Origin of the sequence: Pseudomonas sp. LAM2023 (genome assembly GCF_016620375.1) — a bacterium.
GTDB lineage: Bacteria > Pseudomonadota > Gammaproteobacteria > Pseudomonadales > Pseudomonadaceae > Aquipseudomonas > Aquipseudomonas anuradhapurensis.
In genome coordinates, this window is the sequence record NZ_JAENHV010000029.1 from 73,399 (window position 1) to 89,860 (window position 16,462).

13 protein-coding genes and 1 tRNA gene are annotated in these 16,462 nt (G+C 64.5%); 8 read left to right on the top strand and 6 right to left on the bottom strand.

The window, feature by feature from the left end; translation table 11 throughout:
- Positions 1 to 18: 18 nt before the first annotated feature.
- Complete coding sequence (locus tag JKP78_RS18675) at positions 19 to 948, bottom strand: asparagine synthetase A (protein ID WP_186687710.1); 930 nt, start codon at positions 946 to 948, stop codon at positions 19 to 21.
- Between the two features lie 188 nt (positions 949 to 1,136).
- Here JKP78_RS18675 and JKP78_RS18680 point away from each other — a divergent pair, with 188 nt between their 5' ends.
- From JKP78_RS18680 to JKP78_RS18690, 3 genes are all read left to right on the top strand, one after another.
- Positions 1,137 to 2,453: an MFS transporter gene (locus tag JKP78_RS18680; RefSeq protein ID WP_186687707.1), complete on the top strand. Its 1,317-nt coding sequence runs from the start codon at positions 1,137 to 1,139 to the stop codon at positions 2,451 to 2,453.
- A complete protein-coding gene (locus tag JKP78_RS18685; RefSeq protein ID WP_186687704.1) occupies positions 2,450 to 3,838 on the top strand; it encodes an amidase in 1,389 nt (462 codons plus the stop codon). The genes JKP78_RS18680 and JKP78_RS18685 overlap by 4 nt, the downstream gene beginning before the upstream one ends.
- Before the next feature lie 64 nt (positions 3,839 to 3,902).
- Entirely contained in the window at positions 3,903 to 5,222 is a 1,320-nt protein-coding gene (locus JKP78_RS18690; RefSeq protein ID WP_200627325.1) for an OprD family outer membrane porin, read from the top strand.
- Positions 5,223 to 5,395: 173 nt separating this feature from the next.
- On the opposite strand, the gene JKP78_RS18695 is transcribed toward JKP78_RS18690, so the two are convergent.
- Positions 5,396 to 5,472 (bottom strand) — tRNA-Arg (locus JKP78_RS18695).
- Positions 5,473 to 5,496: 24 nt separating this feature from the next.
- Here JKP78_RS18695 and JKP78_RS18700 point away from each other — a divergent pair.
- The 4 genes from JKP78_RS18700 (at position 5,497) to JKP78_RS18715 (ending at position 10,221) form a co-directional block, all read left to right on the top strand.
- Positions 5,497 to 5,640: a hypothetical protein gene (locus JKP78_RS18700; protein ID WP_200627333.1), complete on the top strand. Its 144-nt coding sequence runs from the start codon at positions 5,497 to 5,499 to the stop codon at positions 5,638 to 5,640.
- Positions 5,641 to 5,914: 274 nt separating this feature from the next.
- A complete protein-coding gene (gene gabD, locus JKP78_RS18705; RefSeq protein WP_170027787.1) occupies positions 5,915 to 7,357 on the top strand; it encodes an NADP-dependent succinate-semialdehyde dehydrogenase in 1,443 nt (480 codons plus the stop codon).
- Positions 7,358 to 7,540: 183 nt separating this feature from the next.
- The gene (gene gabT / locus JKP78_RS18710; RefSeq protein ID WP_170027788.1) at positions 7,541 to 8,818 is read left to right on the top strand and encodes a 4-aminobutyrate--2-oxoglutarate transaminase; all 1,278 of its coding nucleotides are present in this window, start codon (positions 7,541 to 7,543) and stop codon (positions 8,816 to 8,818) included.
- Positions 8,819 to 8,955: 137 nt separating this feature from the next.
- Positions 8,956 to 10,221 carry an HDOD domain-containing protein gene (locus JKP78_RS18715; protein ID WP_200627166.1) on the top strand — a complete coding sequence of 422 codons (1,266 nt, stop codon included), beginning with the start codon at positions 8,956 to 8,958 and terminating at the stop codon, positions 10,219 to 10,221.
- A 108-nt stretch (positions 10,222 to 10,329) separates the two neighbouring features.
- Here the strand turns inward: JKP78_RS18715 and JKP78_RS18720 are convergent, their stop codons facing one another.
- Positions 10,330 to 11,358: a GGDEF domain-containing protein gene (locus JKP78_RS18720; protein ID WP_170027790.1), complete on the bottom strand. Its 1,029-nt coding sequence runs from the start codon at positions 11,356 to 11,358 to the stop codon at positions 10,330 to 10,332.
- Between the two features lie 101 nt (positions 11,359 to 11,459).
- Positions 11,460 to 12,644 (bottom strand): delta-9 fatty acid desaturase DesA, encoded by a 1,185-nt coding sequence (desA, locus tag JKP78_RS18725; RefSeq protein ID WP_200627167.1) that lies wholly within the window; start codon positions 12,642 to 12,644, stop codon positions 11,460 to 11,462.
- Positions 12,645 to 12,790: 146 nt separating this feature from the next.
- Between desA and dibA the strand changes: the two genes are divergently transcribed.
- Positions 12,791 to 14,686: a phosphodiesterase DibA gene (dibA, locus tag JKP78_RS18730; RefSeq protein WP_200627168.1), complete on the top strand. Its 1,896-nt coding sequence runs from the start codon at positions 12,791 to 12,793 to the stop codon at positions 14,684 to 14,686.
- 31 nt (positions 14,687 to 14,717) lie between these two features.
- Here the strand turns inward: dibA and JKP78_RS18735 are convergent, their stop codons facing one another.
- Positions 14,718 to 15,362 carry a methionine ABC transporter permease gene (locus JKP78_RS18735; protein ID WP_186687692.1) on the bottom strand — a complete coding sequence of 215 codons (645 nt, stop codon included), beginning with the start codon at positions 15,360 to 15,362 and terminating at the stop codon, positions 14,718 to 14,720.
- Entirely contained in the window at positions 15,352 to 16,461 is a 1,110-nt protein-coding gene (locus JKP78_RS18740) for a methionine ABC transporter ATP-binding protein (protein WP_200627181.1), read from the bottom strand. The genes JKP78_RS18735 and JKP78_RS18740 overlap by 11 nt, the downstream gene beginning before the upstream one ends.
- Position 16,462 lies beyond the last annotated feature (1 nt).

The following is a 16,462-nucleotide window of genomic DNA, read 5'->3' on the forward strand; positions in this document are numbered from 1 at the left end:
GAACGAGGGCGGTGGGGCTCAGAACAGGAAGTCGCTACCGACGCTGCGGTCGAACAGGGCGACATCGCGGATATGGCGCTTGCCGCAGATGAAGCGCAGCAGTCGCTCGATGCCCAGCCCGCCGCCGGCGCTGGGGTGCAGCAGGCCCTGGCGGGCGACTTCGAGGAAGTTGCCGAACGGGGTCAGGTCCATGTCCAGCTCGTTCATGCGATAGAGGATCTGGCTATGCTCGTATTCGCGTTCGGCGCCCGACAGGGCCTCGCCATAACCCTCGGGCCAGATCAGGTCATAGTTGTTGTAGTGGCCGCGCTGGCCAGGCGTCTCGCGGTCGTAGAACTCGCGGCGGTGGTTGGTGATGAAGAACGGCGTATGGGCCTTTTCCGACATCAGGCGCTCGAAGTCGTCGCCCAGCTCGGCCTGCAGTTCGTTGGTGCTGTACACCGGGAAGGCGGTTTCGTAGCGCGGTAGCTCACGGCCCAGCTGGGCCAGCTGCGCAGCGCAATGCTCACGCACCTCGTCCAGGGTGTGCTTGACCATCTGCTCGATCAACTGCATGGCTTGCTGCATGGTGCCGCCGCGGATTTCGAAGTCGAACTGGGAGAACTCCAGCAGGTGGCGCTGGGAGTCCTTGATCTCCGGCTTTTCCAGGCGGATGTTCGGCGCGACGATGAAGATGCGCTCGTGGCCGCGGGCGGTCAGGGCCAGTTGCTTGTGGAAGATCATGCTGGCGGTGAGTTTCAGGCGGCGCTGCTGGTACTGGATCTCGGCCGGGTACACCGCGTGGTTCAGTGGGTCGGTGATCGGCGACATCAGGATGGGCAGCAGCTGGCGGAAGTCCCGGTCGAGCAAGAAGGTCTGCAAGGCGTGCAGCACACGGCCACGGATAATGGCCACAGCTTCGACGTCTGGGTGGTCAAATGCGGCGATCTGGCTTTGAACATCTTCCATGATGGAGTCATCTTGTGAGGAAAGGTGGCCCGATTATTGGCTTTCGCGATCAAAACTCAATGTACAGATTCAGGTGAAAAAGCGACCCAGATGCGCTTTTTGATTGTCCCGCCTGCCTGCCACGGTGACCATTCGCCCGACCGGTGCTGCCGGCGTCTCCGTTACCCGACTAAAGGACAGCCATGCCAATGACGGCCCATCCTCTACCCGTTCCCACGCGCTTCGGCCGCGCCGACTACAAGACCTTGGGCCTCGCCGCGCTGGGCGGTGCGTTGGAAATCTACGACTTCATCATCTTCGTGTTCTTTGCGCTGATCCTCAGCGAGCTGTTCTTCCCGCCGCAGATGCCCGAATGGCTGCGCCTGCTGCAGAGCTTCGGCATTTTTGTCACCGGTTACCTGGCGCGACCGCTGGGCGGCATCCTGCTGGCGCACTTCGCCGACCGCCTGGGGCGCAAGCGCGTGTTCAGCCTGAGCATCCTGATGATGGCCTTGCCGTGCCTGGTGATCGGCCTGATGCCGACCTACGCGCAGATCGGATACTGGGCGCCATTGTTGCTGCTGGCCCTGCGCATCCTGCAGGGCGCCGCAGTGGGCGGCGAAGTGCCCAGCGCCTGGGCGTTCGTCGCCGAGCACGCGCCGGCCGGGCACCGCGGCTTCGCCCTGGGCATGCTGCAGGCCGGGCTGACCTTCGGCTACCTGCTGGGCGCGGTTACCGCGGCGGTGCTGGCGCGGGTCTACACCCCACAGGAGATGCTCGATCACGGCTGGCGGCTACCGTTCATTCTCGGCGGCGTGTTCGGCCTGGTCGGTGTGTGGTTGCGCCGCTGGCTCAGCGAAACGCCGGTGTTCGTCGCCCTGCAGGCGCGCCGTGCCGCCGACCCGGAGCTGCCGCTGCGCACCGTGCTGCGCGAACACCGGGCAGCCATCGCCCCGGCGCTGCTGTTGACCTGCCTGCTGACCTCGGCGGTGGTGGTGCTGGTGGTGATAACCCCGACGGTGATGCAGAAGCGTTTCGGTCTGCCGGCGGACCAGACCTTCGCCCTCAGCAGCGTGGGCATTGTCTTCCTCAATATCGGCTGCGTGCTCGCCGGGCGCATGGCCGACCGCCTCGGCCCCTGGCGCGCCTTGGCGATTCACAGCGCACTGCTGCCGGCCGGCGTGGCGGCGTTGTATGCCAGCCTGATTTTCGAACTGCCGCTGATCGCCGCGGCCTACGCGCTGGCCGGCCTGTGCTGCGGTGTGGTCGGGGTGGTGCCGTCGCTCATGGTCGAGCTGTTCCCGGCGGCGATTCGTGTGTCGGGAATTTCCGTCACCTACAACATCGCCTACGCCTTGTGGGCCAGCGTCACGCCGTTGTTGCTGATTGCCCTGATGCCCTGGAACCCGTGGGTGGCGGTGGGCTTCAGCGTGCTGATGGGCGCAGTGGGGCTGTGCTGCGTGCGCCTGTTCGGCCAGCGCGTGCCGGCCGCAGAAAATGCCGGTGTGCCGGCAGGTGTCAAATGAGCGGCGGGTCTTTACAGTGGCTGTCGGCGGGCGAACTGACGGCGCTTTATGCTCGCCGCGAGCTGTCACCACTGGAGTACCACCAGTATCTGATCGACCATGTGCAGCGCCGCGAGCCAGCCCTGAACGCGCTGTGCCAGTTCGCCCCTGAGCGGGTACTGGAGCAGGCTGCTGCGTCCACTCAACGTTGGGCCAAGGGTGCGCCGCTCGGGCCGCTGGATGGCGTGCCGGTGACCTTGAAGTCGTTGATCGCTACCCGTGGCCAGATGCTCGACCAGGGCTGCGCAGGCCTGGAGCCGCGCCTGGCTGTAGCCGACGCGCCACCGGCGGCACGCTTGCGCGAGGCGGGCGCAGTATTGCTGGGCAAGACCAGCGTGCCAGACTTCGGCATGTTGTCCTCGGGCTTGTCGAGCCTGCACGGTATCACCCGTAACCCGTGGAACACGGCGCTCAACCCCGGCGGTTCCAGCGCCGGGGCGGCTGCGGCTGCGGCGGCAGGCTACGGCCCCCTTCACGTAGGCACCGACATCGGTGGTTCGGTGCGCTTGCCGGCCGGTTGGTGCGCGCTGGTGGGCTTCAAGCCGACCCTCGGGCGCATTCCTATCGACCCGTACTACACCGGCCGCTGCGCCGGGCCGATGACCCGCACGGTGGACGACTGCGCGGCGATGATGGCGGTGCTGGCGCGTCCGGATGTACGCGACGCCACCAGCCTGCCGCCAGCCGAGCTTGACTGGGGCCTGGCCCCGGTGAGTGTGCGTGGATTGCGGGTGGGGCTGCTACTTGAGCCCGGTTGCGGCCTGCAGCCCGACGCGCAGACCTGCGCCGCGGTGCGCGCCGCCGCCGGGTTGTTCGAGGCGCAGGGTGCCAGGCTGGTGGAAGTGGCGCCCTTGATGGAGCGTCGCCTGCTTGACGGCCTCGACCACTTCTGGCGTGCGCGCCAGTGGAGCGAACTCAGCCAGTTGGCGCCCGAGCGGCTGGCCCAGGTGCTTCCGTACATCCGCCAGTGGGCCGAGCCGGCCCGCCACATGACGGCGGTAGAAGCGGTGGAAGGCTTCAACCAGACCTTCGAGATGCGCCGGCGCGCCGCACGGTTGTTCGAGCAATGCGACCTGCTGCTGTCACCAACCAACCAGGTGCAGGCCTATCCCGCCGAACTGGCCTCGCCCGGCAACGACCCGCAACGGCCATTCGAACACATTGTGTTCACCGTGCCTTGGAACATGGGCGAGCAACCGGCGCTGTCGATCAACTGCGGCTTCAGCGACCAAGGCATGCCCATCGGCTTGCAGATGGTCGCCCCGCGTTTCGCCGACACCTGGCTGCTGCGCCTGGCCAAGGCCTTCGAGACCTGGCGCGGGCCGATCCGCCACTGGCCCGAGTGACTCCCACGCCGTGCCAGGCAGGCGCGGCCCGACCTTTGTTCACGGACAGGAACACCACTTGCACATGCTACGACGCACGCTTCTGTGCTGCGCCCTGGTCACGCCCTGCGTGGCTGCGGGCCAGCCCGGCTTCATCGACGGCAGCCGTCTGGACCTCAACCTGCGGCACTACTACTCAAACCAGCACACCCAGGGCGACACCTACCTGGCGATCCGCAAGGATGGCCGCCTGACCCCCACGCGGGTGCGCGAGACCTGGGTGCAGGCGGCGATGCTCGACTATGCATCGGGCTACACCGAAGGCCTGCTCGGCATCGGTGTGGATGCCTCGCTATACAGCGCGGTCAACCTGCAGCGCGGCCATGGCCGGGTGGCCAATGGCGGTGACCGGGTACTGGTGGACAGCGACGGCGACGCTATCCCGACCTGGAGCCGCCTGGCGGTCGGTGCGCTGCGCCTGCGCCTGGCCGGCAGTACTTTGCGGGTCGGCCGGCAACGCCTGGACAACCCGATGTTGCGCTACAAGGACAACCGGGCGTTGCCGTCGAGCTTCCAGGGCGTGGCGTTGAGCGATCAGAGCATTGATGGCCTGCAGTTGGATGCCGGGCGCTTCGACCGGGCGATCCCGCGCACCGGCACCGGCAGCGAACGGCTGACCAGCACCTTCGGCGATCGGGCGGTGAAGGCCGATTCGATCAGCTATGTGGGTGCCCGCTACAGCGGTGCGCTGTCCGCCAGTTTGTACGGCTCGCACCTGGCAGATACCTGGCAGCAGCTGTACCTGGGGCTGGGTGGCACGCTGGGTGATCGGGCCGAGCTGGCTGTGCGCCCGGCCTTTCATTACTACCGCACCCGCGACAGCGGCCAGCAGCAACTGGGCTACATCGACAACCAGGCCTGGAGCCTGGCCACCACGCTGATGCACCAGGCCCACGGGCTGACGCTGGCCTGGCAGCAGATCGAGGGTGACGAGTACTTCGACTATGTGTGGGAGTCGACCGGCAACTACATGGCCAACTCGCTGTATTCGGACTACAACGGCCCGAACGAACGCTCCTGGCAGTTGCGCTACGACTTGGATGCCAGCGCCTACGGCGTGCCGGGCCTGAGCCTGGGGGTGTGGCACGCCAAGGGCTGGGGCATCGATGGCAGTCATTACCAGGGCGATCGCAATGGCCGCCATGCCGGCTACAACGTGCGTGGCCTACGTGGCGCACGGCATGAGGAGAATGGCCTGGTGCTCGGCTACGTGCTGCAGGGCGGCTCCTGGCGCGACACCAGTGTGCGCACCATCGTCTACAACCATCGGGCCCATGGCGGGCAGATCGATGGCAGCTACGACGAAGTGCGCCTGGTGGTCAACATGCCGCTGCGGTTGTTCTGAAATGCCTCAACCCAAGACCGGTCGATTTCGCTTGCGATCGTACGCGCCACAGGCTTGAGCGTCGGTTTTGGTCTAGAAGGTTTTTGCGCTGGGCTGGCTAGCCTTTACGGCGAATTGAATCAGGACGGGCTTCTGTCGGAAGCGCTGACCCTTGCGACGCAAGGGAAAGAAGATGGCGCACTCGGCGGGATTCGAACCCACGACCCCTGCCTTCGGAGGGCAGTACTCTATCCAGCTGAGCTACGAGTGCAACGCGCACGCATGATACCCATCTGTGCCGATGGCGTCCATCGCCTTGATCTGTAGGTTTTTTCTCTCTGTCGTCGAGGAGGTACTGGTCGAGCTGAAATTGCACTGTCGCCAGTCGGGCTCGGCCGGCTACCGGGTGCTGGTGATCGTTCTGCCCAAGGCATTCTGATCAATCCCTTCCGGGAGGCCGTCGGTCCTCCCATCACATTTCCTTCAGCCCGCTCGTCTAACCTGTACTGGCCTTGTCGCGGGTCAGCCCGCGAAAAGGCCGGGTCCATTGTGCAAAATCGTGAATTTTGCCCCGGGTGTTCAACCATTCGTTCTTTTTTTCGAACAGCCTATTGTCCAACACCCCAGCAGCCGCTTAGCATTCGTTTGAGATTTCAAACGCTCGATGCCCTGCCTTGGGCGCTTTTCAACAATCAACAATTCGGGAAGCCGACATGCAGCTCAAAGACGCTCAGTTGTTCCGCCAGCAAGCCTACATCAACGGTGAGTGGCTGGATGCGGACAACGGCCAGACCATCAAGGTGACCAACCCGGCCACCGGTGAAGTCATCGGTACCGTGCCGAAGATGGGCACTGCGGAAACCCGCCGCGCCATCGAGGCCGCCGACAAGGCCCTGCCGGCCTGGCGTGCCCTGACCGCCAAAGAGCGCTCGGCCAAGCTGCGTCGCTGGTTCGAACTGATGATCGAGAACCAGGACGACCTGGCCCGCCTGATGACCACCGAACAAGGCAAGCCGCTGGCCGAAGCCAAGGGCGAAATCGCCTACGCTGCCTCGTTCATCGAGTGGTTCGCCGAAGAAGCCAAGCGCGTCTACGGCGACACCATCCCTGGCCACCAGCCAGACAAGCGCCTGATCGTCATCAAGCAGCCAATCGGTGTTACTGCGGCCATCACCCCGTGGAACTTCCCGGCCGCCATGATCACCCGTAAAGCCGGCCCGGCCCTGGCCGCTGGCTGCACCATGGTGCTCAAGCCTGCCTCGCAGACCCCGTACTCCGCCCTGGCCCTGGTCGAACTGGCCCACCGTGCCGGCATCCCGGCTGGCGTGCTGAGCGTGGTTACCGGCAGCGCCGGCGAAGTTGGCGGCGAGCTGACCAGCAACTCCCTGGTACGCAAGCTGTCCTTCACCGGTTCGACCGAAATCGGTCGCCAGCTGATGGAAGAATGCGCCAAGGACATCAAGAAGGTTTCCCTGGAGCTGGGTGGCAACGCCCCGTTCATCGTGTTCGACGACGCCGACCTGGACAAGGCGGTCGAGGGCGCGATCATCTCCAAGTACCGCAACAACGGCCAGACCTGCGTTTGCGCCAACCGTATCTACGTGCAGGACGGCGTCTACGACGCGTTCGCCCAGAAGCTGGCCGCCGCTGTTGCCAAGCTGAAGATCGGTAACGGCCTGGAAGAAGGCACCACCACCGGCCCGCTGATCGACGGCAAGGCTGTGGCCAAGGTTCAGGAACACATCGAAGACGCCGTTGGCAAAGGCGCCAAGGTGCTGGCCGGTGGCAAGATCATCGAAGGCAACTTCTTCGAGCCGACCATCCTCGTCGACGTACCGAAGACTGCCGCCGTCGCCAAGGAAGAAACCTTCGGCCCGCTGGCGCCGCTGTTCCGCTTCAAGGACGAGGCCGAAGTCATCGCCATGTCCAACGACACCGAGTTCGGCCTGGCCTCGTACTTCTATGCGCGCGACATGAGCCGTGTTTTCCGTGTTGCCGAAGCGCTGGAATACGGCATGGTGGGTATCAACACCGGCCTGATCTCCAACGAAGTGGCACCGTTCGGTGGCATCAAGGCCTCCGGCCTGGGCCGCGAAGGTTCCAAATACGGTATCGAGGACTACCTCGAAATCAAATACCTGTGCATCAGCATCTGATCGCAAGGTAACGGTTTTACCTCTGCCAGCGGGGCGCGAGAGCGACGTCTCGCTGGCCTTTTTGACATCGCAGTACCTGGTGGCCCGGGTGTTCACGGCAGTCGATCAACGAATACTGTTCGCGAGCACATCCAGCCACCCCCGAATAAAAGCGCCATTCAGAACGGCGCAAATGAGGGCATTATGAGCAAGACCAACGAATCCTTGATGCAACGTCGTGTCGCCGCCGTCCCACGTGGTGTTGGCCAGATCCACCCGATCTTCGTCGATACTGCGAAGAACGCTACCGTAATCGACGTTGAAGGCCGCGAACTGATCGACTTCGCCGGCGGCATCGCAGTACTGAACACCGGCCACCTGCACCCGAAAGTGGTTGCGGCCGTGCAAGAGCAGCTGACCAAGGTCAGCCACACCTGCTTCCAGGTCCTGGCCTACGAACCTTACGTAGAGCTGTGCGAGAAGATCAACAAGCTGGTCCCGGGCGATTTCGCCAAGAAGACCCTGCTGGTCACCACTGGCTCCGAAGCCGTTGAAAACGCCGTCAAGATCGCCCGTGCCGCTACCGGCCGTGCTGGCGTCATCGCCTTCACCGGCGGCTACCACGGCCGTACCATGATGACCCTGGGCCTGACCGGCAAGGTCGTGCCGTACTCTGCCGGCATGGGCCTGATGCCAGGCGGCATCTTCCGCGCCCTGTTCCCGAGCGAACTGCACGGTATCAGCGTTGACGACGCCATCGCCTCGGTCGAGCGCATCTTCAAGAACGACGCCGAGCCGCGCGACATTGCCGCGATCATCCTCGAGCCGGTTCAAGGCGAAGGCGGCTTCCTGCCGGCGCCGAAAGAGCTGATGCAGCGCCTGCGTGCCCTGTGCGACCAGCACGGTATCCTGCTGATCGCCGACGAAGTACAGACCGGTGCTGGCCGTACTGGCACCTTCTTCGCCATGGAGCAGATGGGTGTTGCGCCTGACCTGACCACCTTCGCCAAATCCATCGCTGGCGGCTTCCCGCTGGCCGGTGTGTGCGGCAAGGCCGAGTACATGGACGCCATCGCCCCGGGCGGCCTGGGTGGTACCTATGCCGGTTCGCCGATCGCTTGTGCTGCGGCCCTGGCCGTCATCGAAGTGTTCGAAGAAGAGAAACTGCTGGACCGCAGCAAGGCTGTCGGTGAGCGCCTGACCGCTGGCCTGCGCGAAATCCAGAAGAAGTACCCGATCATCGGCGACGTGCGTGGTCTGGGCTCGATGATCGCTGTCGAAGTCTTCGAGAAAGGCACTCACACGCCGAACGCTGCTGCTGTTGGCCAGGTTGTGGCCAAGGCGCGCGAGAAGGGCCTGATCCTGCTGTCCTGCGGTACCTACGGCAACGTCCTGCGGATTCTGGTTCCGCTGACCGCCGAAGACGCACTGCTCGACAAGGGCCTGGCGATCATCGAAGAGTGCTTCGCTGAAATCGCCTGATGTGACCTGCTGCAGAAAAAACCCGCTTCGGCGGGTTTTTTTATGCCCATATACCGCTGCTGGCGCTATCGTTGTGGCAGGACTCGCTTGGCAAGCTGCGACGGATTGTGTGTCAGGGATTTTCAGGAGTTTTGGCGATGAACGCTGCGCACCCCTCCCCACCCAGTGTACTGATCGTCGAAGGTGACCCTTGGGTACGTGACATGCTCAGCGAAATGTTGCTCAGCGTGCGCTGCGATGCCCGCCTGCAGGTGTGCGCCGATGGCGAGCAGGCGCTGAGCGCGCTGTCCAGCCAGCCCGACCTGATCATCGCCGCGCGTGAACTGGCCGGTGTCGATGGCCTCGACCTGTTGCGCAAGGTCCGCGCCAGAGGGCCGGGGTTGCCGTTCATCCTCATGAGCAACCGCAGTGACAGTGCCAGTGTGCATGAGGTACTGCCCCTGCATCCCACCGCCTACCTGAGCAAACCGCTGAACCTGGCCAACTTGCGCAAACGCCTGGAAGAGCTGCTGCTCTCCGTTGACGAAGAGATCGCTTGCCCATCGCCAGCCTTGCAGGCGGGTGCCAGCCTGCCGACCTACCTTGAGCAACGCCGCGCCAGCGCCGATGGCGGGCCGCTGATGGCCGATGTGCAGGCGGCGCTCAAGCGCGCGCTCAACCCGCAGGGCCTGAACCTGAAGGTGCTCGAAGAGGAGCTGCACGACGACCCGCAGATCACCGCCGTGCTGATCGCTGCGGCCAACAGCGCTGCGCTGCACCGGGAAGCACCAGTGCAGACGTTGCTACAGGCCTTGAACAAGCTTGGCAGCACGCAGAGCATGAACCTGGTCCTGGGCATGACGCTGAAACGCAGTGCACGCCTCAGCGACCCGTTGCTGACCAAGCATGCAGCTCGTTACTGGGGCCTTTCGCTGCATGCTGCCGAATATGGCCGTACCCTGGCACGCATGCTCGAACTGGACGAAGGGCGTTGCTACTGCGCAGGTTTGCTGCATTGCCTGGGCGACCTGGCAGTGCTGCGTTGCCTGCAGGAGTGGCGGCTGGCCGGCGGCGAGCTGGATGAGGGCCAGGTGCAGCGGTCGCTCGACGAGTTCGGTGCTGCGTTCGGCTCGGCGCTACGCACCCGCTGGCGGTTGCCGTTGGCGTTGCGCGAGCTGATTGCGGCCATCTACCAGCTGGGTGGCGGGGTGTATTCCCGAGAAATTCTGGCCATGAACCTGGCTGGGCAGTTGTCGCGGCTGCCGGCCGGGCTGGAGCTGGGGCTGGAGCGGGTGGCCAGCAGCAAGACGGCACGCTTGCTGAAAATTGGCCTGCCGGAGCTGAGCCGGCTGCGCAAGGTGCAGAGCCCGGAGGTAAAGCCGGAAGAAGAACCGCCTGTGGCTGGGGCTGAGGTTTCCGGCTGAGCTTCGGGGGCCGCTTTGCGGCCCATCGCGACGCAAGGCCGCTCCTACACCGGGTGCGGCGCCTTGGCGGCCTTGGGGCGCGATCGGGGTGCGAAGCAGCCCCAGGCCTCAGCCGCAGACGATCTGGTTCTTGCCCTGGCGCTTGGCCCGGTACATGGCCGCGTCGGCCCGCGCATACAGGCTGTCCAGCGTCATATCGTCGTCGGTCAACGCGGTCACCCCTTGGCTCACCGTCACCCCATAGCTCTGCTCGCCATGGCTGAAACTCAGGCGCTGGATGTGCCGCTGCAAGCGTTCGGCAATCTGCTCGGCTACCTGCGCATTGCAGCCGGGGAACACCGCCGCGAATTCCTCACCACCAATGCGCCCGAACAGGTCACCACGGCGTAGCACGGCCTTGCCGCTGTCGGCGATGCGCTGCAGCACCTGGTCGCCTTCCTGGTGGCCATAGCTGTCGTTGATGCGCTTGAAGTCGTCGATGTCCAGCAGCAGGAAGGCCAGTGGCGTGCCGTCTTCGCGGGCGCTATCGAAGGCCTGCTGGGCGCATTCGAAGAAATGCCGGCGGTTGCTGCTCTGGGTCAATACGTCGGTGGTGGCCAGCCGCTGCAGTTCGCCTTCGAGCTGTTTCTTTTCGGTAATGTCCTCGGCGATGCCGACGATGATCACCCGGTCGCTATCGCGTTGCTGGTTGATGTAGCACTTGTCACTGAGCCAGCGGACCTGGCCGTCGGCATTGAGAATGCGGTACTCGCGGTCTTCCACCGAACCCTTGAGCAACACCTGTGCCAGGCTGCGCTCGGCGAACTCCAGGTCGTCGGGGTAGATGCTGTCGCGCCACTCGTTGTAGTCGGCCAGCACCAGGCTGACGGGGCGGCCGAAGATGCGCTCGTAGGCCGGGCTGACGTACAGCACCTGACGGGTTTCCCAGTCGAAGGCCCAGAGCACGGCGTTGACGCTGTCGAGCAGGGAGCTGAACAGCTGCTCGCGCTCGCTCAGGCGGGCAACTTCGCCTTGCGCGTGAAGCAGGGCAAGCAAGGTCTGGGCGGCCTCGGGAGGTGGTGTGCCGGGCAATGTCGTTGGAATGTTCTTGGCCATGTGCACGAAGCAGGTCTCGACGTGAAAGCGTGCGGCCAGCATCCGGCCCGCCACGCGGGGCGATGTGCCAGATTCGAGTAGGAGCGATGGGGCGAAGTTCCGGGCGGCACGCCCTGCCAGAAGGGCGTGCCGATCAACGGTGGTCAGGCGCTGGTGGGGCGCAGGGAATAAGTCTTGAGTTGTGCCGCGAAGTCGCGCAGGGCGTGGATACCGCTGCTTTCGGCCTCGTGTACCCAGTCCTTCATGGCGGCCAGCATGTCGTGGCCGTTGGCGCTGGTGCGCGCCCAGATCTGTTGCAGGGCCAGGCGCTTTTCGTAGATGGTCTTCAGCGCCTGGCTGTGTGCCAGCATCGACTCGATGCGCACATGGTGGCGGTCCTGCAGCAGGCTGGTTTCACGCGACAGCAGGCGTTTGGCCCGGCGGAAGTGGTGGCGCACCGAGGCATCGACGCGGGCCAGTTCCTGCTTGACCAGCGGGCCGATCACCAGCTTGCGGTACTGGGCCATGATCTGGAAGCGGTTGTTGAGGATCGCCATGGCGGTATCCATGTCCAGGCTGGCCTTGCCGGCCACCCGGTGGGCGATGGGCGCCACGCGTTGTACCTTGGCCAGGCGCAGCAGGCAGAACAGGCGGATCCACGCCCAGCCCATGTCGAACTCCCAGCGCTTGACCGACAGCTTGGCCGAGTTGGGGTAGGTGTGGTGGTTGTTGTGCAGCTCCTCGCCACCGATGACGATGCCCCACGGCACCAGGTTGGTGGCGGCGTCGCGGCATTCGAAGTTGCGGTAGCCAAGGGCATGGCCCAGGCCGTTGACCACACCCGCAGCCCAGAACGGGATCCACATCATCTGCACTGCCCAGATGGTGATGCCGATGGTGCCGAACAGCAGCAGGTCGACCACCGCCATCAGCGCGATGCCGCCCAGCTTGTAGCGCGAGTAGAGGTTGCGCTCGATCCAGTCGTCCGGGCAGTTCTTGCCATAGATGCGCAGGGTGTCGGGGCTGCGTGCTTCTTCCCGGTACAGCTCGGCGCCTTTGCGCAGCACCGTGCCCAGGCCCTTGTATACCGGACTGTGCGGGTCTTCGGGGGTTTCACACTTGGCGTGGTGCTTGCGGTGCACGGCGGTCCATTCGCGGGTGTTCTGGGCGGTGGTCAACCACAGCCAGAAACGGAAGAAGTGCTTGAGCGCGCCATTGAGCTCCAGCGCCCGGTGCGCGGAGTAGCGGTGCAGGTAGACCGTGACGCTGACAATGGTCACATGGGTCATCAACAAGGTGATGCCGACCAGTTGCCAGGCCGACAAGTCGAGCAGGCCGTTGTACCACATAGGTGCAGATACCCTCGAAATGCAGGGGGAAGGGGTGATTATCCCTTGGTGGGGAAATAAAACCAGTCAACCGTTCAGATAGGAAGTCACGACATGTTTCAGCCTTTATAATGCCCCTTCCTTTCTGATGGGCTATCGCACCCGACATGTCTGTTTCCGTTCGCGACGCCTTGCGCATGGCTGCGCTGTATGTGGTGCTATCCGTCCTGTGGCTGATACTGGCCGAGGTGGTACTGCAGAGCATGACCGATGATCCCCTGGCACAGACCGTGGGGCGGCAGATCAACGTGGTGGTCTGGGTACTGTTCAGTGCCTTGCTGATTTACGTGTCGCGGGTGCGCCTGCTCAACTTCATCGGCCGTGGCGCGCGCTTGCGCTGCGAAGACCGCGAGCGGCTGCGCATGGCGGCTGCCGTGTTCGACAGTACCCTCGAAGGCGTGCTGGTGACCGACCGCCAGGGCCTGATCGTGCACGTAAACCGGGCTTTCATGCGCATTACCGGCTACCAGCAGGACGAAGTCATTGGCCAGCGCCCGAACAAGTTCAAGTCGGGCCGCCATGGCCTGGCGTTCTACCAGCAGATTTTTACCACCCTGGCGGAGAAGGGCGAGTGGAGCGGCGAAATCTGGAACCGACGCAAGAGTGGCGAAATCTACCCGCAATGGCAGACCATTTGCGCCATTCACGATGACGAAGGTGAACTCAGCCACTATGTGGCGGTGTTCAGCGATATCAGCGCGATCAAGCATTCAGAGCAGGAACTGGCCTACCTGGCCCACCATGACCCGCTGACCGGCCTGCCCAACCGCCTGCTGTTCACCGACCGGGTCGGGCAGGCCCTGACCGCAGCCCAGGCCAACAAGCGCGGCTGTGCCCTGCTGTTGCTGGACCTCGACCACTTCCAGAGCATCAACGACGGCCTTGGCCACACCATTGGCGACCAGCTGCTCAAGCTGGTGGGCGAGCGCCTCGGCGAGGTGGTGGGCAGCGGCGTGACTTTAGCGCGCCTGGGTGGCGACGAGTTCGGAGTATTGGCAGAGAACTGCCAGCAGGTCGGCCAGGCGGGCAAGCTGGCGCAGGGCATCATCGAGCGCATGCGCGAGCCGTTCCAGTTCGATGGTCATCGCCTGTTCATCAGTGTGAGTGCGGGCATCAGCCTGTTCCCCAGCGATGCCTTGAGCGCCGAGCAGTTGCTGCGCAATGCCGACTCGGCCCTGTACAAGGCCAAGAGCAACGGGCGGGCCTGCTATGCGCTTTATACCGAAGAGCTGACCGCTCACGCCCAGCATCGGGTCGAAACCGCCGGCGAGCTGCGCCGGGCGCTGGAGCAGGATGAGCTGCGAGTGTTTTACCAGCCGGTGCACGACCTGGCGACCGGTCGACCGGTCGGGGTCGAAGCGCTGGTGCGCTGGCAGCACCCGCAGCGCGGCCTGGTGCCGCCGGGCGAGTTCATCCCGATTGCCGAGCGCACCGGGCTGATTGCCGAGATCGACGCCTGGGTGCTGCACCAGGCATGTCGGCAGATGGTGCAATGGCAAGGTCAGGGCCAACAGCTGGAATTCGTCGCGGTGAATATCTCCAGCCGCTTGTTTGGCCAGCATGAGTTGTACCAGCAAGTGGCCGAAGTGCTGCACGAAACCGGCCTGGCCCCGGCCTTGCTGGAGCTGGAGGTTACCGAGAGCGCGGTGATGGAAGACCCGGAAGTGGCGTTGGAGCAATTGCATCGCCTGCGTGAGCTGGGCGTGACCTTGGCCATCGACGACTTCGGCACTGGGTATTCATCATTGCTGCGGCTGAAGCGCCTGCCGGTGCAGAAGCTGAAGATCGACCAGGGCTTTGTCGCCGGGTTGCCGCTGGACGAGGACGATATCGCGATCGTCCGGGTGATCATCGCCCTGGCCCGCAGCATGGGGATGCAGGTGCATGCCGAGGGTATCGAGCAGGCCGAGCAGGCCTGCTTCCTGCTGCAGGAGCTGTGTCAGCTGGGGCAGGGATACTGGTTCGGGCGGCCGGTACCACCTGCGGATTTGCACTGGGGTTGAGGGCCTTTTCGCGGGCACGCCCGCGAAGAACTCACCGCTTGTTCAAGCCTTTCGCCAACCGGTCGCCACCCAGCTGGATCAACCCCACCAGCGCCACCAGCATGGCGATCACGGTCAGCATGATCTGGCTGTCGAAGCGCTGGTAGCCATAACGGTAGGCAATATCCCCCAGGCCTCCGGCGCCAATCGCCCCGGCCATGGCCGAGGAGTTGATCAGCGTTACCAGGGTAATGGTGAATCCCCCCACGATCCCCGGCAGCGCCTCGGGCAGCAACACGTGCCAGACGATGTGCCAGCGCCGGCAACCCATGGCCTGTGCCGCTTCCACCAGGCCGTGGTCGACCTCGCGCAGGCTGACCTCGGCAATCCGCGCGAAGAACGGCGTGGCGGCAATGGTCAGCGGCACCACTGCCGCCCACACACCGTAGGTGGTGCCTACCACCAGGCGGGTGAAGGGGATCAGCGCGACCATCAGGATCAGGAACGGGATCGAGCGGAACAGGTTGACGAAGGCGCCCAGCGCCCGGTTCAGCACGGGGGCCTGGAAGATCCCGCCCTTGTCACTGGTGACCAGCAATACCGCCATCGGCACCCCGGCCAACAGGGCAATCAGCGACGACACGCCGACCATCAACAAGGTATCGAGCAAGCCTTCGAGCAGGCGATCAAACCACATGGCCTAGTACCTCCACGTCCTCGGCCCAGCGGCGGGCGCGCTCCAGCAAATGATGAGGGTCGTGCGGCGAGTGCTGCACCGACAGGATCAGCTGCCCCAGGGCATGCTCGCCAATGGTTTCCACGCCGCCCTGCAGCAGGCGCACGCGGCCACCCAGGTCGTTGAACAGGGCCGACAGCTCCGGCTCGCCGAGCACGGTCAGCTTCAGCACCACGGCACTGTCATGGCTCGCCGGGGTCGCCTGCAGGCTGGCTTGCAAGGCGGCAGGCAGCCTGGCCTGCAAGGGCGCGAGCAGGGTCCGGGTAACCGTGTGGCGCGGTGCGCCGAATACCCGCCAGACCTCGCCCTGCTCGACCACTTCACCGCGCTCGAGTACTACCACCCGGTGGCAGATGTCGCGGATCACTGCCATCTCGTGGGTGATCAGCACGATGGTAAGGCCCAGGCGCTGGTTGATATCGCGCAGCAATTCAAGGATCGACGTGGTGGTTTCCGGGTCCAGCGCCGAGGTGGCCTCGTCGCACAGCAGGATCTCGGGGTCATGCACCAGCGCCCGGGCAATGCCGACCCGCTGCTTCTGCCCGCCGGATAGCTGCGCCGGGTACACATGGTGCTTTTCCTGCAGGCCGACCAGCTCCAACAGTTCGCGCACCTTGCGCTGACGCTCGGCCCTGGCCACGCCGGCGACCTTCAGCGGCAGCTCGACGTTCTGCCACACGGTCTTGGCTGACATCAGGTTGAAATGCTGGAAGATCATGCCGATGCGCCGACGCAGAGTTACCAGCTGGTCCTCGTGAAAGGCTGCGATGTCCACCTGGTCGATCAACACCCGGCCCTGGCTGGGCTGCTCCAGGCGGTTGATGGTACGCAGTAGCGATGACTTGCCGGCGCCACTGCGACCGATGATGCCGAATATCTCGCCATGGCGGATGTTCAGGTCGATCCCTTGCAAGGCCGGTTGCGCCTGGCCCGGGTAGGTCTTGCCCAGGCCGATGAAGCGCACATGAGCCTGATTGACCTCGGGGCGCAGGGCCTGGTCCCTGGCCGTCGGTGCCAGTGATTTTGCGGTGGGCGCCCGGAGCGCGCTGGCCTGGCTCATG